A 23,242-nucleotide genomic window follows, 5' to 3' on the forward strand; every position below is an offset into this window, starting at 1 on the left:
GCGGTGCCCGCAGCGACGATACGTCCCCGAACCGGCCAGGACCTGGCCGCCTGCGTCAGCGCGCTCGCGACCGTGCAGCGCGCCGACCGCTACCCGGTCAACTGGCCCGACGACCCCGAGGGCTGGCTGACGCCGGACGGGATGCGCGGCGCCTGGGTCGCGGCCGAAGGCCCCGATGTACTCGGCCATGTGATGCTCACCCGGACCGATCCCGCCCTCGCGGACGCCATCGGCGCACCGGCCGAGGGGCTCGCCGCGGTGGCCCGACTGTTCGTCACCACCGCGGCACGCCGCCGCGGTCTGGCCGCCGAACTGCTCGGGCACGCGGCGCGGGCGGCGGTGGCGGACGGGCTGCGGCCCGTCCTGGAGGTCGACTCGGGCGCCACCGCGGCCATCGGGCTGTATGAGCGCGCCGGGTGGCGCTTCGTCAGGGCCATGACCGCCGACTGGCACACTGCGGACGGACGGCTCGCCGTGGTCCACGCGTACAGCGGACCCGCTGGTCATTGAACACTTCCGGCCGCCGGGCCGTACGGATAACGGCGGCCCTCGACGCCCGAGTCTGGTCCGCCGTGTCACCACCGGGCCACGCACGGAAGGACCTTCGGGATGCGCCAGCAGCCGGACAAGGACGACGCCGACAAGGCTGCCCCGGAGGAGGGCGAAACCCCGGAAGACCGGCCGCCGGAGCGGAAGCCGGACGCCGTCGCCGAGAGCCAGGGCAGAGACCCCGAGGGCGCTGCGCCCGAGGGCAGTGACCCCGAGGGCGAGCCCAAAGAGGTCGGCCCCAAAGGCGAGGACGACACCGAGGACGACGGCGACGGCGACGGCGAGGACAACGCCGACGACGAAGCCGACGAAGTCGAGGCCACAGCCCCCGACGACAAAGCCGCCGAGGACAAGGCCACCGAAGAGGGCGACGACGCACCGGCCGAGCTGCTGGGCGCCGCCACCGCCGGTGACGGCACCGACGACGACGGCCCCGGCCCGGACCAGGCCGTCACCGGCCGCGGCGGCTGGCGGGGCCGGTATCCCGTCGCGGCACGCGCCCTGTCGTGGACGGTCACCGGCCTGTCCCTCGCGCTGGTCTTCGTCGCCCTGCTGCTGCCGACGAAGCTCGAACTCCTCACCACCGAGCACTTCGCCCGCATCCCGGTGGAGCTGATATTCGGCGCCGGTCTGCTGCTGCTCCTGCCGACCCTCGCCCGGAGGGTGGTGGCGGTGCTGGCGGGGCTGTTCCTCGGCGCGCTGGCCATCCTCAACATGCTCGACATGGGCTTCAACGAGTTCCTGGGCCGCGGCTTCAACGTGGTGCTCGACTGGATCCTGCTCGACGACGCCCAGTCGTACCTGGAGGACTCGGTCGGCCAGACGGCCGCGGCGGCCGCCGTGGTCGGGGTCGCGCTGCTGGCCCTCGCCGTGCTCGCCCTCACGGCGCTGGCGGTCCTCCGGATCGGCAACGTCATGGCCCGCAACAGCGTCGTGGCGACCCGCGCCACGCTGGTGGCCGGGACCGTCTGGGTCGCGTGCGCGTCGGTCGGCGCGCAGGTCGCGGGGCTGCCGGTGGCGTCCCGGAGCACCTCCGCGCTGGTCCAGGACCGGGCGGAGCGGGTGCAGAAGACCATCGAGGACGAGCGGGAGTTCCAGAAGGTCGCCGCGTACGACACATACGGGGACACCCCGGGCGATCAGCTGCTGACCGGGCTGCGCGGCAAGGACATGATCTTCACCTTCATCGAGAGCTACGGCCGCAGCGCGATCGAGGATCCGGCGATCGCGCCCGGCGTCAACGCGACGCTGAAGAAGGCGACCAAACGGCTGGACAAGGCCGGGTACGCCGCCAAGAGCGGGTGGCTCACATCGGCGACGTACGGCGGCAGCAGCTGGCTGGGCCACTCCACCTTCCTGACCGGCCTCTGGATCGACAACCAGAACCGCTACCGCACCGTCACCGCGGGCGACCACCTGTCCATCACGCGGGCCTTCAAGCGCACCGGCGCCTGGCGGACGGTCGGCATCATGCCGGGCGTGCAGAAGAGCTGGCCGGAGGGCACGTTCTACGGCCTCGACCACGTCTACGACTCGCGCGAGCTGGGCTACAAGGGCCCGAAGTTCAGCTGGTCGACCATGCCCGACCAGTATGCGCTGAAGGCGTTCGAGCAGCTGGAGCACGGCAAGAAGCACGACAAGCCGCTGATGTCACTGAACATCCTGACCTCCAGCCACCAGCCCTGGGCGCCCATCCCGAAGACCATCCCGTGGAGCAAGGTGGGGAACGGCTCGGTCTACAAGGACATCGAGAAGGCGGGCAAGCGGCCCGAGGACGTGTTCACCGACTCCACCAAGGTGAAGCAGGAGTACGGCAAGTCCGTCCAGTACTCGGTGAACAGCCTCATCGACTACGTGATCAAGTACGGCGACAAGGACACCGTGCTCGTCTTCCTCGGCGACCACCAGCCGCTGGCCCGGGTCAGCGGCAACAACGCGAGCCGGGACGTGCCGATCTCGATCGTCGCCCATGACCCGAAGGTGCTGAAGCGGATCGCCGACTGGAACTGGGCGGACGGGCTGATGCCCCGCGCGGACACCCCGGTGTGGAAGATGAACAGCTTCCGCGACCGCTTCTTCAAGGCGTACGGCTCGACGCCGAGCGCCAAGACCAAGGTGCCCACGTCATCTTCATCCAAGTAGCGGGCGGCGGCCCCCGGCGTCAGGCGTCCTTGAACTCCTGGCGCTGGCGGCCCAGCCCGTCGATCTCCAGCTCCACCACGTCACCGGCCCGCAGATAGGGCTTGGGATCGGGGCGGCCCATGGCGACGCCCGCCGGGGTGCCGGTGTTGATGACGTCACCCGGGTAGAGGGTCATGAACTGGCTGAGGTAGCGCACCACATGGGCGACGCCGAAGATCTGCTCGGCCGTCGTGCCGTTCTGCTTGATCTCGCCGTTGACCCACAGCCGCAGGCCGAGGGCCTGCGGGTCGGGGATCTCGTCGGCGGTGACCAGCCAGGGGCCCAGCGGGTTGAACGTCTCGCAGTTCTTGCCCTTGTCCCACTGGCCGCCGCGCTCGATCTGGAAGGCCCGCTCGGAAACGTCGTGCGCGATCGCGTAGCCCGCGACGGCGGCGAGGGCGGCCTCGTCGGAGTCGAGGTAGCGGGCGGTGCGGCCGATGACGATGGCCAGCTCCACCTCCCAGTCCGTCTTCAGGCTGCCGCGCGGGACCAGCACCGTGTCATCGGGGCCGATGACCGTGTCGGGCGCCTTCATGAAGAGGATCGGCTCCTCCGGGATCGGAGCGCCGGTCTCGGCCGCGTGGTCGTGGTAGTTCAGCCCGATGCACACGATCTTGCCGATACGTCCCAGCGGCGGGCCGACCCGTACGCCGCCGTCCTGGATCACCGGCAGCGCGTCGGCGCCCTCGGCCGCGGCCGCCGCGCGGATGCGGGCGAGCGCCGCCTCGTCGGCGAGCAAGGTCCCGTCAATGTCCGGGACCAGGCCGGACAGGTCGCGGAGGGTGCCGTTCTGGTCGAGGAGGGCCGGGCGTTCCGCCCCGACCGGTCCGACGCGCAGCAGCTTCATCCTCACAACTCCCTGGTCTCAGGACGGGGGCCAGGGGCGACTCCATGCCCTCTGGCCGCTCGATCCTCCATGAGCCCCTTCCAGCCCGCAAGACCCCGTTCACGGACTGGACCGGGGTCACGCTCAAGCGCTTTCCCCCAGCTCACCGTCCGCGGAGCAGCAGGGCCCGCTCCACCGCGGTCCAAGTGGTGCTCGTCGCGAGGTAGAGCGCGGCGGCCAGCGGCACCACGGCGGCGGTGATGAGCGTGCCGAACGACAGCAGCGGCAGCACCCGCGCCACCCCCGCCGCACCGGGCGCCGCGGGCGCACCCTTCGCACCCTTCGCGCCCTTCGCACCGGTCGCGCCGGTCGCGCCGGGGGCCGCCACCGCGTTGCGGGCCGCCTTGCGGGTGCGCACATACGTCCAGGTCGCGACGGCCGCGATCAGCGCGAACAGACCGAGGTAGACCATCCCCTGCTGCCCCGCGAACGCCCCGCCCCAGCGGCCGTCGAGCGGCGCCCCGGCCAGGGTGTGGTCGAGCAGGTCTCCGGCGCCGCTGCCGGTGGAGAACACGTGGTACATGACGAAGAAGACCGGCAGCTGGACGAGGGTCGGCAGGCAGCCCGCCAGCGGGGACGCCCCCTCCTTGGCCTGGAGGTCGGTCATGGCGCGGCGCAGCCGCTCGGGGTCGTTCTTGTGCTTGCGGCTCAGCTCGGCGATCCTCGGCGCCAGCGCGGCGCGCGCCTTCTCGCCGCGCGCCGCCGCCCGGGCGAGCGGATGGAGCGCGGCCCGGACACACAGGGTGAACAGGACGATCGCGGCGGCCGTCGCCGACGCCCCGAACAGCGGATCGAGCCGGTCGGCCAGGGTGGTCAGCAAGGTGCCGAGGGATGCGAAAACAGACATGGGGAGCCCTCCACGGGTCTCGTCATGGGCCGGATGACCGAAGAGAAAACGGATCGGCGTGACGAGCCGCGTGGGCGCCGCGGCAGGGGGTGATGCGGGATGCTGCGGGTGCGTGCGCCTCTACGCGGCCGTCGGGAGACGACGGCCCGGCGCCCGGGGCCTGGGGCGGCCCGCGGCATCGGGGTCCCGCTGCGGCAGGAACGCGGTGCGGCGCTCCCGGTCCCGTATCGCGGTGCGTATGCGCCCCGGGGGCGCGGGCACCCGGGCCCGGGCGGCGAGGACCGCGCAGGTCAGCAGCGCGGCCGCGACGGCGGCGGTGGCGGCGAGGGCGACGGCGCTGATCAGCCCGGTCTGGGTGAGCAGAGTGCCGGTCAGCAGGAAGAGGAGCACGCCCAGGTGCATGCGCAGCGTCTCGAAGCGATGAGTCATCCGGCTCCCCCTCTCCACTCGGCCACGCCCAAGTCTAGGGGGCACCTCCGACAACGCGCGGCCCGGCCGCCGTCAGCTTGGCCCACACCACCAGCCGGTAGCGGGAGGTGTATTCGGGGGTGCAGGTGGTCAGCGTGAGGTAGGAGCCGGGCTCGGTGTAGCGGTAGCGCGGATGGACCGAGCTGTAGGGCACCTTCGCGATCACCGTGCCGTCGGAGGGCGAGGTGCGCGGCAGGGTGCGCTCGACGACGTACGTGAAGCGGGCGTGGAAGGTCTCGATGCTCACCCTGTCCCCGGGCCGCAGCTCATCGAGGTGGCGGAACGGCTCGCCGTGCGTATTGCGGTGGCCCGCGAGCGCCACGTTGCCCGGCTGCCCGGGCTGGGCGGTCCCCGGATAGTGGCCCACGTACCCCTTGTTGAGGACGTGCGGCTTGCTGATGCCCTCGGCGACCGGGGCCGTGAGCCCGATGCGCGGGATGCGGATCACCGCGTACGTCTGGTTCCGGCTCGGGGTACCGGCGCGGAGGGCGGGGAGGGTGCCGTTCTGACGGCGCGTATCGCCCGCGCTCGCACCCCCGGAGCCCGTACCGCGCCCGCCCGTACCGCCGGATTCCGTGGCGTCCGCTCCGCCGGACGGGGGCGTGACCGCGGGGTCGTCGGCGTCCCACTGCCGCTCCAGCGACTCCACTTGGCGCTTCGCGCCCGCCCGCGCCTCCCGGTTGGTCCACCACATCTGATGGGCGACCAGCAGGAGCACGACGAGCCCGATCGTGACGGCGACCTCGCCGCCCGTCCACAGCACCCGGGCCAGTAACCGCCGCCGTCGCACACCGACCTCCCCACCCAGGCCACCGGGAGGGGCACCATAGGCCCTCCGGCACGCACCCGCCAGAGACGCGCGCCCAGCAGGTGCGGCGCCACCGGCGCTACCCGCCGCCCAGCCCCCGCGAGACGGTGTAGATGACGAGCCCCGCCAGGGCGCCCACCACCGTGCCGTTGATCCGGATGAACTGGAGGTCGCGGCCGATATGGGCCTCGATCTTCCGGGAGGTGTGCTCCGCGTCCCAGCTCGCGACCGTCTCGGTGATCAGCGAGGTGATCTCGTTCCGATAGGTCGTCACCACATAGACCGCCGCGTCCTCCAGCCAGCCGTCGATCTTGCCGCGCATCCGAGGGTCCGTCACCAGCCGCGTGCCCAGCGACAGGATCGCCGCCCGGGCCCGCAGCCGCAGCTCGCTGCGCTCGTCCTCGGCCGCAGCGACGATCATCGCGCGCACCGAGGCCCAGGTGGAGGCGATCAGGTCCTGCACCTCGCCGCGGCCCAGCACCTCGCCCTTGAGCCGCTCGACCCGGTTCCGGGTGTCGCTGTCCGACTGGAGGTCCCCGGCGAAGTCGGACAGGAAGCGGTCCACGGCGCCGCGCGCCGGATGGTCCGGCATGTCGCGCATCTCACGGACAAATCGCAGCAGTTCGCGGTAGACCCGCTCGCCGACCCTGCGGTCCACGAACCGCGGCGTCCAGCCGGGCGCGCCGCCGGTCACCGCGTCCATCACCGACTCGTTGTGCTCGACCAGCCAGTCGTGGGCGCGTACGCACACCAGGTCCACGGCCCGGCGGTGGCCGCCGTCCGCGACGATCCGCTCCAGCAGCTTGCCGAGCCCCGGCGCGATCTCCTGGGCGTCCGCGCGCCGCGTGATCGCCTCGCCGACCACGGCCTGTACGTCGGAGTCGCGCAGCACGGTGAGCGCGCCGCGCAGCGCGGTCGCCAACTCGTCCGTCACCCGGTCGGCGTGCGCGGGTTCGGCCAGCCAGGTGCCGAGGCGGCTGCCGATACCGACGGCGCGCAGCCGCATCCGTACGACGTCGCCGGACAGGAAGTTCTCGCCGACGAAGTCGCCCAGGGTCGCGCCGAGCTGGTCCTTCTTCGTGGGGATGATCGCGGTGTGCGGGATGGGCAGCCCCATCGGCCGCCGGAACAGGGCGGTGACCGCGAACCAGTCGGCCAGCGCGCCGACCATGCCCGCCTCGGCGGCCGCGGCCACGAACCCGGCCCAGCCCCCGGCGCCGGAGTTCTGCGCCCACTTGGCGAGCGCGTACACCAGCGCGACGGCGAGCAGCATGCCCGTGGCGATCGTCTTCATCCGGCGCACACCGCGCCGCCGCTCCTCGTCGAGGGGGGTGTCCGCGAACGCGAGGACGCCACCGGCGGCCGCCCTCGCGCCGGGCGGCGGCGGCCCTTCGGGCCCCTTTTCATCCGTCGTTGTCCGGTTCATACGCTCCACCCGGTCGAGCCGTTCCCTCTATTGTCTCGTTCCTGTCTCACTCGCCCCTGAGTGGAACGAACGGCGAGTTCCCGTCGTCTGTCTGGGGGAGCGACCCCGTCCAACCGGGGGCAGGCCGACAGGCGGACCTCTGTCCGGACATGGGATCATGGAGGACCGACCGGACCGCATCGGCGAAGCACCGTCGCTCGCCGTTCCCGTTCACTTTCGGAGCCTGAAGGCTCCGGCTGCCCGAGGAGACCTCCGCCCATGAGCGTGCCCCCCATGCCCAGACGCACGGCCTATGCCGTGTTCGCTGCGCTGGCGGCTGTGGTGGTCCTCGTGTCAACCGCGATATTCGTCGGGGTCGGCGGCCGGGACCGGAACGTGAACGAGGCCGCGCAGGGTACCCGCAACTCCGCGGCCCCGGCTTCGTCGGGGTCCTGGGTGGGCACCTGGTCGGCGTCCGCCGCCGCGGCCGAGCCGAACACGCTCCGCGGCCTCTCCGGCATGTCGATACGGAACGTCGTCCACACCAGCATCGGCGGCACCGGCGCCCGCATCCAGCTCTCCAATCTGTACAGCGCACGCCCGCTGACGATCACGCATGCCTCGCTGGCGCTGGCGGCCGCCCCCAGCAACCCGACGGCCGCCGCCGGCACCATGCGCAGGCTCACCTTCGACAACCGCTCCTGGGTGACCATTCCGCCCGGCCAGGCCGCCACCAGCGACCCGGTGCGCATGAACATCCCGACCGCCGCCGACCTGCTCATCACCACCTACGCCCCGCAGGCGTCCGGCTCGGTGACGTACCATCCGCACGCCCGCCAGACCTCGTACCTGGCGCGCGGCGACCGCACGGAGGACACGGCGGGCGCCGCGTACACCGAACAGAGCCCGTTCTGGCGCTATCTGAGCGCCGTGGACGTGTGGTCCAAGGAGGCGCAGGGCTCGGTCGCGGTGCTCGGCGACTCGATCACCGACGGCATCACCTCCACCGCGGGTGCCAACCACCGGTGGACCGACTTCCTCGCCGAGCGGCTCCGCACCGAGCCGGGAGCGCCCCGCCTGGGCGTGCTCAACCAGGGCATCAGCGGGAACCGGGTGCTGAGCGACGGCACCCAGTTCCCGCCGAACAACCCCAGCGGGCTGTCCCGCTTCGGACGTGACGTGCTGGACCGTACGAACGTCAAGGCCGTGATCATCGAGCTGGGCGTCAACGACATCCTGCGCATCCCCCATCAGACGGATCCGAACAAGATTGTGGACGGGCTGCGGCGGCTGACCGAACAGGCGCACGCCCGGGGCCTGCGGGTCATAGGGGCCACCCTGTCGCCGTTCTACGGCCACCGCGGCTACACCCCGCTGCTGGACTCCGTGCGCGAGCGGGTCAACGCCGAGATCCGGGCCGGGAAGGTCTTCGACGAGGTCGTGGACTTCGACAAGGCGCTGCGCGACCCGGCGCAGCCGCTGCGGCTGCGCCCGTCGTACGACTCGGGCGACCATCTGCACCCGAGCGACGAGGGCTACCGGGCGATGGCGCGGGCGCTCCCCCTCGAGTACCTCCGGGGGAGCGCGGCCGCCGAGCTGTGACCCCGGCGCCCAGAGGCCCCAAGGGGCTGGCTAGTGGCCGAGGTCGTGCCTGCGGGCCCGGCGCTCGGCCTGCCGCTCCTCCAGCTCCGCACGGCGCGCTCGGCGCTCGGCGCGCAGTTCCTCCCTGCGCGCCTCCTTCTCCCGGCGGCGCTCCGCCTTGAGCCGCTTCTGCTCCTCCTTGCGGAGCTTGCGCTCGACGCTGACCCCGCCGAACATCGCCAGGCCCGTGACGGTCACCCGCGGTCCTGTGGGGTCGCCGTCGGCCGACCCGCTGTGGTCGAAGCCGCCCATGATGCCGATGCCGCTGACGTGCGTCTCCAGGTCCGGCGGCACGATGACCTGCACCCCGCCCATGAACGCGAAACAGCGGATCACGATCTCGCGGCCCTCGAAGCGGGCCTCCCGCAGATCGATCTCGCCGCCGCCCATGAGGGCGAAGGCGGTGAAGGAGCGCGGCGCGGTCCAGGTGCCCTTGCGCTGGAAGCCGCCCATGACCGCGACGGCCATCTTCGACGTCGGGGCGCCGCCGATCCGCGCGCCCCAGCCGTCCCGGGCGGCGAGGCCGGTGGCGTCCGCGGACCGCGGTTCGACAGCGGCCGCGGCGCCGGGCACCGGGAGGTCCCGGACCAGCGGCTCCAGCTGGGCATGGGTGCGCGCCTTGTAGGCCGCGTCCAGCCGCTCCTCGAACTCCTCCATGTCCAGGCGGCCTTCGGCGACCGCGTCCCGCAGCACCTCGGCGATGCGCTCGCGCTCGGCGTCGGAGGCGCGCATCTCGGAGGCACGCGTCGGGGACCCGCCCGGACGGTCGGGGGCCGCTCCCTGGGGAGATCCCTCAATTGTCATACGGACAGACTAATGCGGACCGACCGACCTGACCGCCCCATGCGACACGCCCTCTTCCGGCTCGCTCCCGGGGAACAGCATGCGGGCGATCACATCCTCGATCTCCGGTTCCCGCACCGACAGGTCCACCAGCGGATATCCGTCGGCGACCGCCGCGACGAGGGGTGCCGCGCTGGCGGCGGCCGGAAACGCCAGCCACTGCCGCGGGCCCTCGACCCGCACGGTCCGCGCACCGGGCACCTCGATCGGCGGCAGCTCCCGCTCCAGGTCCACCACCAGGGTGCGTTCGCTCCCGCCCACCGCGTGCAGCCCGTCCAGCCCGCCGTCGTACACCAGACGGCCGTGGTCGATGACCATCACCCGCTTGCACAGCTGTTCGATATCGGTCAGGTCGTGGGTGGTCAGCAGCACGGTGGTGCCCTGCTCCGCGTTCACCTCGCGCAGGAAGCCCCGTACCTTCGCCTTGCTGACCACGTCCAGCCCGATCGTCGGCTCGTCCAGGTACAGCACCTCGGGGTCGTGCAGCAGGGCGGCCGCGATGTCGCCGCGCATCCGCTGGCCGAGCGAGAGCTGACGGACCGGCACGTCCAGCAGGTCGCCCAGGTCCAGCAGTTCGACACAGCGGTCCAGGTTCCGCCGGTAACGGCCGTCCGGGATCCGGTACATCCGCCGCACCAGCGCGTACGAGTCGCGCAGCGGCAGATCCCACCACAGGGTGGTCCGCTGCCCGAAGACCACCCCGATCCGTCGCGCGAGCCGCGTCCGCTCCCGCGACGGATCGATCCCGGCGACCCGCAACCGGCCGCCGCTGGGCACCAGGATCCCGGTCAGCATCTTGATCGTGGTGGACTTCCCGGCGCCGTTCGGACCGATGTAGCCCACCATCTCACCGCGCGGCACCCGGAAGCTGATGCCGTCCACCGCGCGCACCTCGCGCCGCTCCCGGCGCAGCAGCCCGGCCCGGCGCCGTACCTCGAACACCTTCTCGATGCCGTCGAGTTCGATGAAGTCGTCGGTGAAATCGTCGGTGAAATCTTCCGTCCCGCTCATGCCGCTCCCCTCTCAGCTCCCCGTGCTCTGATACGCGCGCAGCCCCGCCCGCCAGGCCAGCCCCGCGAGCGCCGCGCAGCCGAGCGCGACCAGCGGCGCGGCGAAGCCGATCCAGCCCGGCAGGCCCAGCGGGTTCGGGCGGCCCAGGACGTACAGCGCGGGCAGCCAGTTGACGAAGGCCAGCGGGATCAGATAGGTGACGCCGCGCAGCAGCTCATCGGCGAAGACCGTCGGCGGGTACTGGAGCATCGTCGTCCCGCCGTACGTGAACGAGTTCTGCACTTCGGAGGCGTCCTTGGCCCAGACCTGGAAGGCCCCGCCCAGCACGAACACCGACCCGAAGATCACCGCCCCGCTCAGCAGCATCAGCGGCACCAGCAGCACCCGGTCGGCCGTCCAGCCGATGTCCAGCCGGGTCAGCGACCAGCCCAGCAGCAGCGCCCCCTGGGTGATCCGGCCCAGCCTGCGCAGCGCGAAGCGGTCGGCGGCGACCTGGGCGAGGATCGGCACCGGCCGCACCAGCAGGGTGTCCAGCGTGCCGTCACGGATGCGCCGCCCGACCCGCTCCATGCTGCCGAGCGCCAGATCGGCCAGGCCGAAGGCGGTGCTGGACGTCCCGTACAGGAAGGCGACCTCGGCGAGGGTGAAGCCGCCGAGCGTGTCGATGTGCGAGAACATCAGCGCGATGGCGACGAAGTCCAGCACGTTCACGGCGAAGTTCCCGAACGCCATGATCAGGAACGAGGTGCGGTACGCCATCGTGGAGCGCACCCACATGGCGACGATCAGCGCATAGGCGCGCAGCCCGTCGTACGCCCGGGAGCGGGCCAGGGGCTCAGCCACCCTGGACCACCACCTTCCGGGTCGCGACCGACTGGAGCGCCCGCCCGGCCGCGAACAGCACCACCGCCCACCCGGTCTGGAACGCCAGCGCCCCCGCCACCGCTGCCCCGTGGCGGTGCCCCAGGAAGACGTCCGCGGGCACCTGGAGCATCGCCGCCCACGGCAGTGCCTCGGCGATGTCGCCGAGCCGCCCGGGGAACACGTTCAGCGGCAGCACCATCCCGGAGAAGAACATGCACAGCAGACCGCTCATCAGGCTCAGCCCCGTCCCGTCCAGCAGCCAGAAGGCGGCGAGCGCGACCAAGTAGCGCACCGCGAACCCCACGCACACCGCGAGCACCACCGACAGCAGGAACCACAGCCAGGTCAACGGGGAGCCGGGCAGGGTGAGTTCGAACGCCAGCGCCCCGCACACCATCGGCACGATGCCGCGCCCCACCAGCTGGAAGGCGGCCCGGCCGAGGTCCGAGGCCAGCCACCACAGCTGGAGGTCGACCGGGCGGTAGAGGTCGACGGCGATGTCGCCGGACCGGATCCGCTCCTGGAGCTCGTCCTGGAAGCCGCCGCCGAACAGCGCCACGGTCGCCAGCAGCGCTTGGCCGAGCCAGACGAAGGTCAGGGCCTGGGAGAGGTCGTAGCCGCCGAGATGCGGCCGTTCGTCCCACAGCGCGGCGTACGTGTACGCAACGATGAAGCCGAAAACGGTGTTGGTGAACACCCCGGCCACGGTGGCCACCCGGTACGTCGCGTAGCGTTTGAAACCGCTCAGCGCGACGGCCGCGTAGAGCCGCATCAGCCTGTCTCCCCCTCCCCCGTCCGCACGGCACCCAAAGGCACCAAAGCTTGGGAGCTTAGTTCGCGGGCAGGTGACACAGCCAGACATTTTTCACTGGATGGTGTGAGGGGAATCACCCATTCGGCCGGTCACAGACCAGTCACGGGTGCGTGCCACGTCCCTGGCCCGGAACGGATGATGCGACAGTGTTTTATGGGGCGTACGACGCGAATCGCCCGACCGTGCACGATTCCGCCGCGGCGCAACCCTCGACGGCGGCCGAGGAGTCTCAGGAGACATGAGCGACGAGCCCCAACTGATCGACGGCGGCACGGCCGGCGTGGGCGACCCGAGCAGCCGCAACGGCTCCGGCAACGGCGGCACCGCGGGCAGAAAGGGCCGCCCCCGGCGCACCGGCTGGCGACGGCTGCTCCCCACCTGGCGGATGGTGCTCGGTAGCTCGCTGCTGTTCCTCCTGCTCGTCGCGGGCGCCCTGGTCACCGGCTATCTGCTCGTGGACATCCCGCCGGCCAACAAGGCGGCCATCGCCCAGAGCAATGTCTTCCTGTACTCCGACGGCTCCCCGCTCGCCCGCGAGGGCAAGGTCAACCGGGAGAACGTGCAGCTCAGCCAGGTGCCCAAGCGGACCCAGCACGCGGTGCTCGCCGCCGAGGACCGCGACTTCTACACCGAGTCCGCGATCAACCCCGAGGCGATGGTCCGGGCCGCCTGGAACACCGCCACCGGCAAGGGCAAGCAGTCCGGCTCCACGATCACCCAGCAGTATGTGAAGAACTACTACCTGGACCAGGAACAGACGGTCACCCGCAAGGGCAAGGAGTTCTTCATCGCGATCAAGCTGGATCGCGAGGTGAGCAAGGACAAGATCCTCGAGGGCTACCTCAACACCAGCTACTTCGGCCGCAACGCCTACGGCATCCAGGCCGCCGCCCAGGCGTACTACGGCAAGAACATCGACGAGCTGGACACCGCCCAGAGCGCCTACCTGGCCACCCTGCTCAACGCCCCCAGCGCGTACGACATCATCGCCCACCCGCAGAACAAGCCGCGGGCCGTCGCGCGCTGGAACTACGTCCTCGACGGCATGGTCAAGAAGCACTGGCTCAGCCGTGCCGAGCGCGACAAGATGACCTTCCCGGACCCCACCGAGGCCAAGGCCCCCTCCGGAATGTCCGGACAGCGCGGCTACCTGGTCGAAGCGGTCGAGGACTACCTCACCAGCAACGGCATCATCGACGAACAGACCCTGGCCCGGGGCGGCTACCGGATCACCACCACGATCGACAAGAGCAAGCAGGACGCGTTCGCGAAGGCCGTCCGCGACCGGCTGATGAGCAAGCTCAGCGACGACCGCAAGGTCGACCGCTACGTCCGGGCGGGCGGCGCCTCGATCGACCCCAAGACCGGGAAGGTCGTCGCCCTCTACGGCGGCATCGACTACACCAAGCAGTTCGTCAACAACGCGACCCGCCGTGACTACCAAGTGGGATCCACTTTCAAGCCATTCGTCTTCACCTCGGCGGTGGCCAACGAAGCCACCACCCAGGACGGCCAGACCATCACCCCGGACACCCTCTACAACGGCGACAACAAGCGCGAAGTGATCGGGCCGGACGGCCCCACCGGCTACGCGCCCGCCAACGAGGACGACGTCGACTACGGCGACATCGACGTCACCACGGCCACCGACAAGTCGGTGAACTCGGTGTACGCGCAGATGGCCGAGGACGTCGGCCCCGCCAAGGTCAAGCAGACCGCCCTCGACCTCGGCATCCCCAAGAGCACCCCCGACCTGCACGCCTCCCCCTCCATCGCGCTCGGCCCCGCCACCGCCAGCGTCCTCGACATGACCGAGGCCTACGCGACCCTCGCCAACCACGGCCGGCACGGGCAGTACAGCCTGGTCGCGGAGGTCACCAAGGACGGGGCGCAGGTCACGCTGCCCGACCGGGAGGAGCGGCAGGCCATCCCCCGGACCGCCGCGGACACCACCACCTCGATACTCCAGAGCGTCGTCGACGGCGGCACCGGCACCGCCGCACAGGGCGCCGAGCGCCCGGCCGCCGGCAAGACCGGCACCGCCGAGGAGGACAAGGCGGCCTGGTTCGCGGGCTACACCCCGGACCTGGCGACCGTCGTGGCCGTCATGGGCCAGGACTCGAACACCGGCGTCCAGAAGCCGCTGTACGGGGCCACCGGGCTGGACCGGATCAACGGCGGCGGCTACCCCGCCGAGATCTGGGCGGACTACGTCACCGGGGCGCTGGACGGGAAGCCCCCGGCCGACTTCGACCTGAAGCTGGAGGACGGCATCGACACCCCCGATCTGCCGCCGGCCCCCACCGAGGCCCCGACCTCCGCCCCGCAGATCCCCACCACACCGCCCAGCACGGAGCCCACGGCCCCGACCCAGCCCCCCACGTTCCCGACGTACAACCCGCCGACCGAGCCCACCATCGAGCCCCCGGAGACCCCGCCCACGGACTTCCCGACCGGCCCGCCGACCGACGGCGGACCGGGCGGGCCCGGTGACCCGGGCGGGGACATCGGAGGCCCGGAGGGCGGCTGACATGACAGAGGGTGGTGACGGAAGCCCGTCACCACCCTCTGCCGTTCACAGCCTTCTACAGATACAACCCCGTCGAGTCCTCCGCGCCTTCCAGCCGCTCGGCGGCGACGGCGTGCAGATCGCGCTCGCGCATCAGGACGTAGGCGACCCCGCGGACCTCCACCTCGGCCCGGTCCTCCGGGTCGTAGAGCACCCGGTCGCCCGGCTCCACGGTCCGCACGTTCTGCCCGACCGCGACCACCTCGGCCCAGCCCAGCCGCTTGCCGACCGCCGCGGTCGCGGGAATGACGATACCGCCGGTGGACCGGCGCTCACCCTCCGGAATGTCGGTACGGACCAGCACGCGGTCGTGCAGCATCCGGATGGGCAGCTTGTCATGGGACGTGTTCGCACTCACGGTCATGACCGTACCCGCCCGAACGGCCTATCGGCGCCACAGGGCGGCAGGAATGCCCTAGAACCCTTACCGACGCCGCTTGCAGCGCTTGCCCTTGCTACCGCCGCCGCGGGACGACGACACCGTCAGCAGCCCGACCAGCCCCACCACGACGAGCGCAACCGGCACGATCCGCTCCAGCCGCGGCGTCCCGTCCTCGGTGACCAGCTGGCCGCGCACATTGGTGACCACCCGGTTCGCGGACACATACGCCCGCCCCGCCGTCCGGTCCACGGCCGACGCCGCCTTCGCCTTGGCATCACCCATGATCGTCTTCGGATGCACCCGCACCCCGATCTCGTCGAGCGTCACGGCAAGCTCCTGCCGCCGCCGGGCGATGTCCGCCTCGATCTGCGCAGGGGTCCTGGCATCCGACACCGCGCTGCCTCCGTCGTCGTCTCGATCAGTCCCGATGATTCGTGATGGACAGTCTGTCAGCTTCCCCCCCTCCCCCGCCCCACGGCACCCCCGGCGAAGACGCTGGCTAATGTCGTCACGTAACGCCTGCCGTTACGGAACACCCGAAGCCACGAGGAGCACCCGACCATGAGCGAGCGACTTCAGCCCGGCGACACCGCCCCCGCCTTCACCCTCCCCGACGCGGACGGCAAGCAGGTCTCGCTCGCCGACCACGCGGGCCGCAGGGTCATCGTCTACTTCTACCCCGCCGCCCTCACCCCCGGCTGCACCAAGCAGGCCTGCGACTTCACCGACCAGCTCGATTTCCTCACCGGCCACGGCTACGACGTCATCGGCATCTCCCCCGACAAGCCGGAGAAGCTCGCCAAGTTCCGCGACCAGGAATCCCTCAAGGTCACCCTGCTCGCCGACCCCGCCAAGGAGACCCTGGAGGCCTACGGCGCCTTCGGCGAGAAGAAGCTCTACGGCAAGACGGTCACCGGAGTCATCCGCTCCACCGTCATCGTCGACGAACAGGGCAAGGTCGAGCGCGCCCTCTACAACGTCAAGGCCACCGGCCACGTAGCCAAGATCATCAAGGACCTGGGCCTCTGACGGTCAGGCGGCCCAACCGCCACTTGGCGTCAGGGATTCGACACGCAGTAGAGTTGCGCCCGCGGGCCCGTACCCCAGCTGGCTAGAGGGCGCCGGTTTAGGTCCGGTGTGTCGTGGGTTCGAATCCCACCGGGCCCATCGCGGAAGGCGCGGCACCACTCCGGTGCCGCGCCTTCGTGTCGCTCACCCCAGCAGTTCGCGCACCACCGGGGCCATCGCGCGGAAGGCCTGGCCGCGGTGGCTGATGGCGTTCTTTTCGTCGGGGGTGAGTTCGGCGCAGGTGCGGGTGTCGCCGTGGGGCTGGAGGATCGGGTCGTAGCCGAAACCGCCGCCGCCGGTGGGTTCGTGGCGGAGGGTGCCGGTGAGGCGGCCGGATACGACGCGTTCGGTGCCGTCGGGGAGGGCGAGGGCCGCGGCGCATTCGAAGTGGGCGGTGCGGTGCTCGTCGGGGACGTCGCGGAGCTGGCCGAGCAGCAGGTCGAGGTTGGCGCGGTCGTCGCCGTGGCGGCCGGACCAGCGGGCGGAGAAGATGCCGGGGGCGCCGCCGAGGACGTCGACGCAGAGGCCCGAGTCGTCGGCGATGGCCGGGTGGCCGGTGGCCTGCGCCAGGGCGTGGGCCTTGAGGAGGGCGTTCTCGGCGAAGGAGACGCCGGTCTCCTTGACGTCCGGGACATCCGGATAGGCGTCGGCGCCGACGAGTTCGACGTCGAGCCCGGCCTCGCCCAGGATCGAGCGCAGCTCGGTGATCTTGTACGTGTTGCGGGTGGCCAGGATCAGGCGGCGGGGGTGTGCGCTGTCCGGCCCTGCGGTGTGCTGTGGCTGCATAGCTGTCGATTAGATCAGGGCGTACGGATCAAGGTGTGCAGACCTTGGTCAGTTCACCGGTGGCGTCCTTGACCGGGGTCAGGTCGGGGTGCTTGCCGCTGTCGACGGAGGTCCGGACGTTGTCCACGGCCTTCCGGAGGTCGTCCAGGGCCTTGCTGACGTCCGTGTTGTCGGTGCGGTCGCCGACCTTGTCGATGTCCTTGTCGAGGGCGTCGAGGACCTTGTCGGCGTCGGCGGGGTTGACGGCGGCGCCGGTGACGGCGTCCTGGAGGGTGTCCACGTCGTTGGATATCTCGACCGCGAGGCGGCCGCAGTCGAGGGCCTTGTCCACGGCGTCGCAGCCGACGGTCAGCGGCGCCAGGAAGGCGACGGCGGCGAGCGTGGTGACGGCGGCGAATCGGTGGCGGTCGCGATGGGCCTGGTGCGGCGTCATGGACGGTCCCTCCCCTGGGATCGGACGCGGGCGCGCGCGGGAATCGCACGCGCCCGTCATCTGACTAAACGCCAAGCGCCGCCCGCTGGTTGCCCGCCAGCTCGACACAGCCTCCGACGGCGAGGTCGAGCAGGCTGTTCAGCTCCTCGCGGGCGAAGGGCTCGCCCTCCGCGGTGCCCTGGACCTCGACGAAGCGGCCGTCGCCGGTGCAGACGACGTTCATGTCGGTTTCGGCGCGTACGTCTTCCTCGTAGCACAGGTCGAGCAGCGGGACGCCGCCGACGATGCCGACGCTGACGGCCGAGACGGTCCCGGTGAGCGGCTGCCGCCCGGCCTTGATCAGCTTCTTGCCCTGGGCCCAGGTGATGGCGTCGGCGAGGGCCACGTAGGCGCCGGTGATGGCGGCGGTGCGGGTGCCGCCGTCGGCCTGGAGGACGTCGCAGTCGAGGACGACGGTGTTCTCGCCGAGCGCCTTGTAGTCGATGACGGCGCGCAGCGAGCGGCCGATGAGGCGGGAGATCTCGTGGGTGCGGCCGCCGATCTTGCCGCGGACGGACTCGCGGTCGCCGCGGGTGTTGGTGGCGCGCGGCAGCATCGCGTACTCGGCGGTGACCCAGCCCTCGCCACTGCCCTTGCGCCAGCGGGGAACGCCCTCGGTGACGCTCGCGGTGCACAGGACGCGGGTGTCGCCGAAGGAGACGAGGACGGAGCCCTCGGCGTGCTTGCTCCATCCGCGTTCGATGGTCACGGGGCGGAGCTGGTCGGGCGTACGGCCGTCGATACGAGACATGGGATGAGCCTATCGGCAACACCGGGGGCCCCGGTCCGGTGAGGAGCGGGGCCGGGCGGCTTCAGGCCGGGGTCGTCAGCCGGTTCGCCTGAAGCGTGATCACATGAGGTCTTCGATCTCGGCGGCGATCGGGTCCGCGTCGGTGCCGATGACGACCTGGATCGCGCTGCCCATCTTCACCACGCCATGGGCGCCGGTGGCCTTCAGGGCGGCCTCGTCGACCAGGGAGGGGTCCTTGACCTCGGTGCGGAGCCGGGTGATGCAGCCCTCGACCTCGACGATGTTGTCGATGCCGCCGAGCCCCGCGACGATCTTCTCAGCCTTGCTGGCCATGTCCACTCCCTGTTGTCCTGAGCTGTCCTGTGTTGTCCTGTTGTCTCGGCCCTTCGGGATACCGGTTGAACGGCCTTCCTACGGTAACCACGCGGGCCCGGCAGCGCAGGATCGTCAGTGGTTCAGACCACATCGGAATGAAAGATTCCTTTATCCGATCCTCACGTGCTACAACAGGTCTACACCACATGTGGTGTAGACCATATCGCGGGCCGTCCCCAGTTTCCCGAGCGCCCGCCTCACCAGGAGGAATCCGATGAGTACGGCCACCGCCTCGGCGGCGCCCGCCCAGAAGCGGGGCGCCGGTCTGATCAAGGGTATGCAGAAGATCGGACGCAGTCTCCAGCTGCCCGTCGCCGCCCTGCCCGCCGCGGGCATCCTGAGCCGGCTGGGCCAGGACGACGTCTTCGGCAAGGCGGGGCTCGGCTGGAACAAACTCGCGGAGATCTTCGCCCACGCGGGCGGTGCGCTCTTCGACAACCTGGCCCTGCTGTTCTGCCTCGGCGTCGCCATCGGCTTCGCGAAGAAGTCGGACGGCACGACGGCGTTCGCGGCCCTGGTCGGCTTCCTCGTCTACAAGAACGTGCTGACCGGCTTCGTCAGCGACGTCACCGGCAAGCCGCAGGACCCGGGCGTGCTCGGCGGCATCGTGGTCGGCATAACCGCCGCCGTGCTGTGGGAGAAGTACCACCGCACCCGGCTGCCGGACTGGCTGGGCTTCTTCAGCGGGCGCCGCTTCATCCCGATCCTGATGTCCTTCGCGGGCGTGCTGTACGGCGTCGTCTTCGGCTTTCTGTGGGGGCCGATCGGTGACGGACTCAACAGCTTCTCCGAGTGGCTTTCGGCCAATGGTGCGATCGGTTCCGGCATCTTCGGTGTCGTGAACCGGCTGCTGATCCCCGTCGGCATGCACATGCTGCTGAACTCGTTCGCCTGGTTCCAGTTCGGCGACTTCTCCTCCGGCGGTCAGACCTGGCACGGCGACATCGCGCGCTACTTCCACGACGACCCGTCGGCCGGAATGTTCATGACCGGCTTCTTCCCGATCATGATGTTCGCCCTCCCCGCGGCCGGTCTCGCCATCGCGCACTGCGCCCGCCCGGAGCGCCGCAAGGCCGTGATGGGCATGATGATCTCGGTCTCGCTGACCGCCTTCGTGACCGGTGTGACGGAGCCGATCGAGTTCTCGTTCATGTTCATCGCGCCGGTGCTGTACGGGATCCACGCCGTGCTGACGGGTGTGTCCATGGCGCTGACCTGGGCGCTCGGGATACGCAGCGGCTTCACGTTCTCCGGTGGCCTCTTCGACTACCTGCTGGGGTGGTCGCACAGCGAGCAGGCCTGGATGATCATCCCGATCGGGCTGGCCTTCGCCGTCCTCTACTACGTGGTGTTCCGCTTCGTGATCACGAAGTTCAACATCCCGACACCGGGCCGCGAGCCGGAGGACTCCCTCGACGACGCGGCCGCGACGAGCGCCGCGAAGAAGTAGGGCACACGACGCGAGAACGGGCCGGATCTGCTGGGGCAGATCCGGCCCGTTTTCGCGTGCGGGCGCTCAGACCTCGTAGACGGCACCCGACCGCGCCAGGGTCACCGGGCCGTCGTAGACGGCCTCGGCGTCGCGCTGGTTGAGGTACGGGTCGGTCCACGGCGGGATGTGGGTGAGGACCAGGGCGGCGGCACCCGCGGCTTGCGCGTGCTCACCGGCCTGGCGGCCGTTGAGGTGCAGCTCCGGGATGTCTTCCTTGCCGTGGGTGAAGGCCGCCTCGCAGAGGAAGAGGTCGGCGCCCCGGGCCAGGTCGGTCAGGGCCTCGCAGGGGCCGGTGTCACCGGAGTAGACCAGGGCGCGGTCCCCGTGCTCGATGCGGAAGCCGAACGCCTCCACCGGGTGGCAGACCCGCGCGGTGCGGATGGTGAAGGGGCCCAGTTCGAAGGTGCCCGGGGTGAGGGTGCGAAAGTCGAAGACTTCCTGCATCGACTTCTCGTCGGGCACGTCGTCGTACGCCCGGACCAGACGGCGTTCGGTGTCCTCGGGCCCGTAGACCGGGATCGCCTCGGCGCGGCCCCCGTCGTGGCGGTAGTACCGCGCGACGAAGTAGGCGCACATGTCGATGCAGTGGTCGGGGTGGAGGTGGGAGAGGATCACGGCGTCGAGGTCGTAGAGACCGCAGTGGCGCTGCAACTCGCCGAGGGCTCCATTGCCCATGTCGAGGAGCAGCCGGAAGCCGTCGGCCTCTACGAGGTAGCTCGAGCAGGCCGATTCCGCGGACGGGAACGACCCCGAGCATCCGACGACGGTGAGCTTCATGGAGCAGGAACCTCCTTGAGGGGTCCCCATGCCGAGGGCCATGGGCGAGGCGGCGGGTGCGGGGTCATACGGGGTGCCCACGAGCGTAAGGCGCTAAAGCCCTGGTAGCTCCTCCGCAGACCCACGTTGTGGGCGGAATCACCAGGACGGAGCCCCGGGCAACCGCGTATGCCCCACATCGGTTACCACCGGGTACCCCCGGTGCGCCGGATTCCCCCTACGCCCAGAGCTGGCCGTGCAGGGTCTCGACCGCCTCCTCGGTGGTGGCCGCGGTGTAGACGCCGGTGGACAGGTACTTCCAGCCACCGTCGGCGACGACGAAGACGATGTCGGCGCTCTCGCCCGCCTTGACCGCCTTGCGGGCGACGCCGAGGGCGGCGTGCAGCGCGGCACCGGTGGAGACGCCCGCGAAGATGCCCTCCTGGGCGAGGAGTTCACGGGTGCGGGCCACCGCGTCCTCGGAGCCGACGGAGAAGCGGGTGGTGAGGATGGACTCGTCGTACAGCTCGGGGACGAAGCCCTCATCCAGGTTGCGCAGCCCGTATACGACGTCGTCGTAGCGCGGCTCCGCGGCGACGATCCGCACGCCGGGCTTGTTCTCGCGCAGGAAGCGCCCGACGCCCATCAGGGTGCCGGTGGTGCCCAGGCCCGCCACGAAGTGGGTGACGGAGGGCAGGTCGGCCAGGATCTCCGGGCCGGTGGTGGCGTAGTGGGCGCCCGCGTTGTCGGGGTTCCCGTACTGGTAGAGCATCACCCAGTCGGGGTGCTCGGCGCTCAGTTCCTTGGCCACCCGGACGGCGGTGTTGGAGCCGCCGGCGGCGGGCGAGGAGATGATCTCCGCGCCCCACATGGCGAGCAGCTGGCGCCGCTCCTCGCTGGTGTTCTCCGGCATGACGCACACGATGCGGTAGCCCTTGAGCTTGGCCGCCATGGCGAGCGAGATGCCGGTGTTGCCGGAGGTCGGCTCCAGGATGGTGCAGCCGGGGGTCAACCGGCCGTCCTTCTCGGCCTGTTCGATCATGTGGAGCGCGGGGCGGTCCTTGATCGAACCGGTCGGGTTGCGGTCCTCCAGCTTCGCCCAGACCCGGACGTCCGGGGAGGGCGAGAGCCGTGGCAGCCGGACGAGCGGCGTATTGCCGACCGCTGCCAGGGGGCTGTCGTACCGCATCAGTACATTCCGCCCGCGACGGCCGGGAGGATCGTCACGTTGTCGCCGTCCGAGAGCTTGGTGGAGATGCCGTCGAGGAAGCGGACGTCCTCGTCGTTCAGGTAGACGTTGACGAAGCGGCGCAGCTCACCACCGTCGACCAGGCGCTCCTGGATGCCGGTGTGCCGGGACTCCAGGTCGGCGAACAGCTCGGCGAGCGTGGTCCCGCTGCCCTCGACCGCCTTCTGGCCGTCGGTGTAGGTGCGGAGGATGGTCGGGATGCGGACCTCGATGGCCATTCTTAAGCTCCTGTGGGAGGGCGGGGTGGGCTTCCGGACCGGATCGGGCCGGGGCGTCGTCGGAAGGCTTCGGGTGCGTGCTTCGGGCGGGCGTCGGGCGTCGGGAGGACGCGCTCAGGCGGCCTCGGCGCGGCGCGGACACATCGCGCTGGCGAGTCGGCACAGGTCGACGTGGAGCCGCGCCACGAGCAGCATGCCCGGCGTCTTCTCGCTCACGTCATCGGAAACCATGAACTCATCGTATCGATTCCCGATCCGCCCCTCGGAAGGGCGTCCCGTGATACGGACGGGTAACACCCGCGATACGAGACGACGTATCGGGTCAGCCCGGGATGATCTTGACTTCTTCCTCGGTGACCTCACCGTCGACGATCCGGAAGGAACGGAACTGGAAGGGCCCCTCCTCGTTGCCGCAGTCGGCGGTGGACACGAGGACGTAGTGCGCACCGGGCTCATTGGCGTAGGAGATATCCGTACGAGAGGGGTATGCCTCGGTCGCGGTGTGCGAGTGATAGATCACGACCGGCTCTTCATCGCGGTCGTCCATCTCGCGGTAGAGCTTGAGCAGATCGGTCGAGTCGAACTCGTAGAACGTGGGAGAACGGGCCGCGTTCAGCATCGGGATGAACCGCTCGGGGCGGCCGCTTCCGGCCGGGCCCGCGATGACGCCGCACGCCTCGTCGGGGTGGTCGGCCCGCGCGTGCGCGACGATCCGGTCGTGAAGCTCCTGGGTGATGGTCAGCATGGTGCAAAGAATAGGAAAGAAAAAAGGGGCGGCGCGCAGCGCCCCGATTGAGGGTGGTGGTG

The 23,242-nt window shown here is 70.7% G+C and carries 26 protein-coding genes and 1 tRNA gene; 7 read left to right on the forward strand and 20 right to left on the reverse strand.

Annotation, left to right across the window (positions count from 1 at the left end):
* Positions 1-3 precede the first annotated feature (3 nt).
* Together HYQ63_RS16845 and HYQ63_RS16850 are read left to right on the forward strand one after the other, a co-directional pair.
* The gene (locus HYQ63_RS16845; RefSeq protein WP_179934678.1) at positions 4-510 is read left to right on the forward strand and encodes a GNAT family N-acetyltransferase; all 507 of its coding nucleotides are present in this window, start codon (positions 4-6) and stop codon (positions 508-510) included.
* A gap of 99 nt (positions 511-609) precedes the next feature.
* On the forward strand, positions 610-2,691 hold the full coding sequence (locus tag HYQ63_RS16850; RefSeq protein WP_257231905.1) for a sulfatase-like hydrolase/transferase: 2,082 nt from the start codon (positions 610-612) through the stop codon (positions 2,689-2,691).
* Between the two features lie 19 nt (positions 2,692-2,710).
* On the opposite strand, the gene HYQ63_RS16855 is transcribed toward HYQ63_RS16850, so the two are convergent.
* From HYQ63_RS16855 to HYQ63_RS16875, 5 genes are all read right to left on the reverse strand, one after another.
* Positions 2,711-3,577 (reverse strand): fumarylacetoacetate hydrolase family protein, encoded by an 867-nt coding sequence (locus tag HYQ63_RS16855; RefSeq protein ID WP_179934680.1) that lies wholly within the window; start codon positions 3,575-3,577, stop codon positions 2,711-2,713.
* Between the two features lie 142 nt (positions 3,578-3,719).
* Complete coding sequence (locus HYQ63_RS16860) at positions 3,720-4,463, reverse strand: membrane protein insertase YidC (protein WP_179934682.1); 744 nt, start codon at positions 4,461-4,463, stop codon at positions 3,720-3,722.
* A gap of 120 nt (positions 4,464-4,583) precedes the next feature.
* Positions 4,584-4,892 (reverse strand): DUF6412 domain-containing protein, encoded by a 309-nt coding sequence (locus tag HYQ63_RS16865; RefSeq protein WP_179934684.1) that lies wholly within the window; start codon positions 4,890-4,892, stop codon positions 4,584-4,586.
* A 34-nt stretch (positions 4,893-4,926) separates the two neighbouring features.
* Positions 4,927-5,721, reverse strand: a complete 795-nt coding sequence (locus tag HYQ63_RS16870) for a class E sortase (RefSeq protein WP_257231906.1) — start codon at positions 5,719-5,721, stop codon at positions 4,927-4,929.
* A gap of 97 nt (positions 5,722-5,818) precedes the next feature.
* The gene (locus tag HYQ63_RS16875; protein WP_179934686.1) at positions 5,819-7,165 is read right to left on the reverse strand and encodes a DUF445 domain-containing protein; all 1,347 of its coding nucleotides are present in this window, start codon (positions 7,163-7,165) and stop codon (positions 5,819-5,821) included.
* Positions 7,166-7,438: 273 nt separating this feature from the next.
* Here HYQ63_RS16875 and HYQ63_RS16880 point away from each other — a divergent pair, with 273 nt between their 5' ends.
* A complete protein-coding gene (locus tag HYQ63_RS16880; RefSeq protein WP_257231907.1) occupies positions 7,439-8,746 on the forward strand; it encodes an SGNH/GDSL hydrolase family protein in 1,308 nt (435 codons plus the stop codon).
* A 30-nt stretch (positions 8,747-8,776) separates the two neighbouring features.
* On the opposite strand, the gene HYQ63_RS16885 is transcribed toward HYQ63_RS16880, so the two are convergent.
* Genes HYQ63_RS16885 through HYQ63_RS16900 form a run of 4 tightly spaced genes read right to left on the reverse strand, consistent with a single transcriptional unit; the run spans position 8,777 to position 12,275 of the window.
* Positions 8,777-9,589, reverse strand: a complete 813-nt coding sequence (locus HYQ63_RS16885; RefSeq protein WP_373689097.1) for a DUF1707 domain-containing protein — start codon at positions 9,587-9,589, stop codon at positions 8,777-8,779.
* Between the two features lie 9 nt (positions 9,590-9,598).
* Positions 9,599-10,639 (reverse strand): ATP-binding cassette domain-containing protein, encoded by a 1,041-nt coding sequence (locus HYQ63_RS16890; protein WP_179934690.1) that lies wholly within the window; start codon positions 10,637-10,639, stop codon positions 9,599-9,601.
* Between the two features lie 12 nt (positions 10,640-10,651).
* Positions 10,652-11,482 (reverse strand): ABC transporter permease, encoded by an 831-nt coding sequence (locus tag HYQ63_RS16895; protein ID WP_373689098.1) that lies wholly within the window; start codon positions 11,480-11,482, stop codon positions 10,652-10,654.
* Positions 11,475-12,275 (reverse strand): ABC-2 family transporter protein, encoded by an 801-nt coding sequence (locus HYQ63_RS16900; protein WP_179934692.1) that lies wholly within the window; start codon positions 12,273-12,275, stop codon positions 11,475-11,477. The genes HYQ63_RS16895 and HYQ63_RS16900 overlap by 8 nt, the downstream gene beginning before the upstream one ends.
* A 280-nt stretch (positions 12,276-12,555) precedes the next feature.
* Here HYQ63_RS16900 and HYQ63_RS16905 point away from each other — a divergent pair, with 280 nt between their 5' ends.
* Positions 12,556-14,847, forward strand: coding sequence for a transglycosylase domain-containing protein (locus HYQ63_RS16905; protein ID WP_179934694.1), 2,292 nt, complete (start codon positions 12,556-12,558; stop codon positions 14,845-14,847).
* Positions 14,848-14,902: 55 nt separating this feature from the next.
* Here the strand turns inward: HYQ63_RS16905 and HYQ63_RS16910 are convergent, their stop codons facing one another.
* Both HYQ63_RS16910 and HYQ63_RS16915 read right to left on the reverse strand, forming a co-directional pair.
* Positions 14,903-15,250 carry a co-chaperone GroES gene (locus HYQ63_RS16910; RefSeq protein WP_055555322.1) on the reverse strand — a complete coding sequence of 116 codons (348 nt, stop codon included), beginning with the start codon at positions 15,248-15,250 and terminating at the stop codon, positions 14,903-14,905.
* Between the two features lie 60 nt (positions 15,251-15,310).
* Positions 15,311-15,661, reverse strand: coding sequence for a DUF3618 domain-containing protein (locus HYQ63_RS16915; protein ID WP_179934696.1), 351 nt, complete (start codon positions 15,659-15,661; stop codon positions 15,311-15,313).
* 168 nt (positions 15,662-15,829) lie between these two features.
* Between HYQ63_RS16915 and bcp the strand changes: the two genes are divergently transcribed.
* Together bcp and HYQ63_RS16925 are read left to right on the forward strand one after the other, a co-directional pair.
* A complete protein-coding gene (gene bcp / locus HYQ63_RS16920; protein ID WP_179934698.1) occupies positions 15,830-16,297 on the forward strand; it encodes a thioredoxin-dependent thiol peroxidase in 468 nt (155 codons plus the stop codon).
* Positions 16,298-16,360: 63 nt separating this feature from the next.
* Positions 16,361-16,435 (forward strand) — tRNA-Leu (locus tag HYQ63_RS16925).
* A gap of 45 nt (positions 16,436-16,480) precedes the next feature.
* Here the strand turns inward: HYQ63_RS16925 and rdgB are convergent.
* The 4 genes from rdgB to HYQ63_RS16945 form a co-directional block, all read right to left on the reverse strand.
* On the reverse strand, positions 16,481-17,122 hold the full coding sequence (gene rdgB, locus HYQ63_RS16930) for an RdgB/HAM1 family non-canonical purine NTP pyrophosphatase (protein WP_179934700.1): 642 nt from the start codon (positions 17,120-17,122) through the stop codon (positions 16,481-16,483).
* 28 nt (positions 17,123-17,150) lie between these two features.
* A complete protein-coding gene (locus HYQ63_RS16935) occupies positions 17,151-17,555 on the reverse strand; it encodes a hypothetical protein (RefSeq protein WP_179934702.1) in 405 nt (134 codons plus the stop codon).
* 64 nt (positions 17,556-17,619) lie between these two features.
* Positions 17,620-18,345, reverse strand: a complete 726-nt coding sequence (gene rph / locus HYQ63_RS16940) for a ribonuclease PH (RefSeq protein ID WP_063735200.1) — start codon at positions 18,343-18,345, stop codon at positions 17,620-17,622.
* A 99-nt stretch (positions 18,346-18,444) separates the two neighbouring features.
* Positions 18,445-18,738 carry a glucose PTS transporter subunit EIIB gene (locus HYQ63_RS16945; RefSeq protein ID WP_078510412.1) on the reverse strand — a complete coding sequence of 98 codons (294 nt, stop codon included), beginning with the start codon at positions 18,736-18,738 and terminating at the stop codon, positions 18,445-18,447.
* 196 nt (positions 18,739-18,934) lie between these two features.
* Between HYQ63_RS16945 and HYQ63_RS16950 the strand changes: the two genes are divergently transcribed.
* Positions 18,935-20,170, forward strand: coding sequence for a PTS transporter subunit EIIC (locus HYQ63_RS16950; protein WP_123104921.1), 1,236 nt, complete (start codon positions 18,935-18,937; stop codon positions 20,168-20,170).
* Between the two features lie 66 nt (positions 20,171-20,236).
* Here HYQ63_RS16950 and HYQ63_RS16955 read toward each other — a convergent pair whose 3' ends face one another.
* The 5 genes from HYQ63_RS16955 to HYQ63_RS16970 all read right to left on the reverse strand — a co-directional run bounded on the left by HYQ63_RS16955 (position 20,237) and on the right by HYQ63_RS16970 (position 23,180).
* The gene (locus tag HYQ63_RS16955) at positions 20,237-20,989 is read right to left on the reverse strand and encodes an MBL fold metallo-hydrolase (RefSeq protein WP_179934704.1); all 753 of its coding nucleotides are present in this window, start codon (positions 20,987-20,989) and stop codon (positions 20,237-20,239) included.
* A gap of 217 nt (positions 20,990-21,206) precedes the next feature.
* On the reverse strand, positions 21,207-22,157 hold the full coding sequence (locus HYQ63_RS16960) for a PLP-dependent cysteine synthase family protein (protein ID WP_179934706.1): 951 nt from the start codon (positions 22,155-22,157) through the stop codon (positions 21,207-21,209).
* Positions 22,157-22,435, reverse strand: coding sequence for a MoaD/ThiS family protein (locus tag HYQ63_RS16965; protein ID WP_179934708.1), 279 nt, complete (start codon positions 22,433-22,435; stop codon positions 22,157-22,159). Before HYQ63_RS16965 ends, HYQ63_RS16960 begins: the two co-directional genes overlap by 1 nt.
* A gap of 114 nt (positions 22,436-22,549) precedes the next feature.
* Positions 22,550-22,666, reverse strand: a complete 117-nt coding sequence (locus HYQ63_RS46035) for a putative leader peptide (RefSeq protein WP_342778345.1) — start codon at positions 22,664-22,666, stop codon at positions 22,550-22,552.
* Positions 22,667-22,757: 91 nt separating this feature from the next.
* Positions 22,758-23,180: a Mov34/MPN/PAD-1 family protein gene (locus HYQ63_RS16970; RefSeq protein ID WP_179934709.1), complete on the reverse strand. Its 423-nt coding sequence runs from the start codon at positions 23,178-23,180 to the stop codon at positions 22,758-22,760.
* Between the last annotated feature and the right edge of the window lie 62 nt (positions 23,181-23,242).

The sequence above is a fragment of the Streptomyces sp. Rer75 genome, assembly GCF_013414305.1.
GTDB lineage: Bacteria > Actinomycetota > Actinomycetes > Streptomycetales > Streptomycetaceae > Streptomyces > Streptomyces himastatinicus.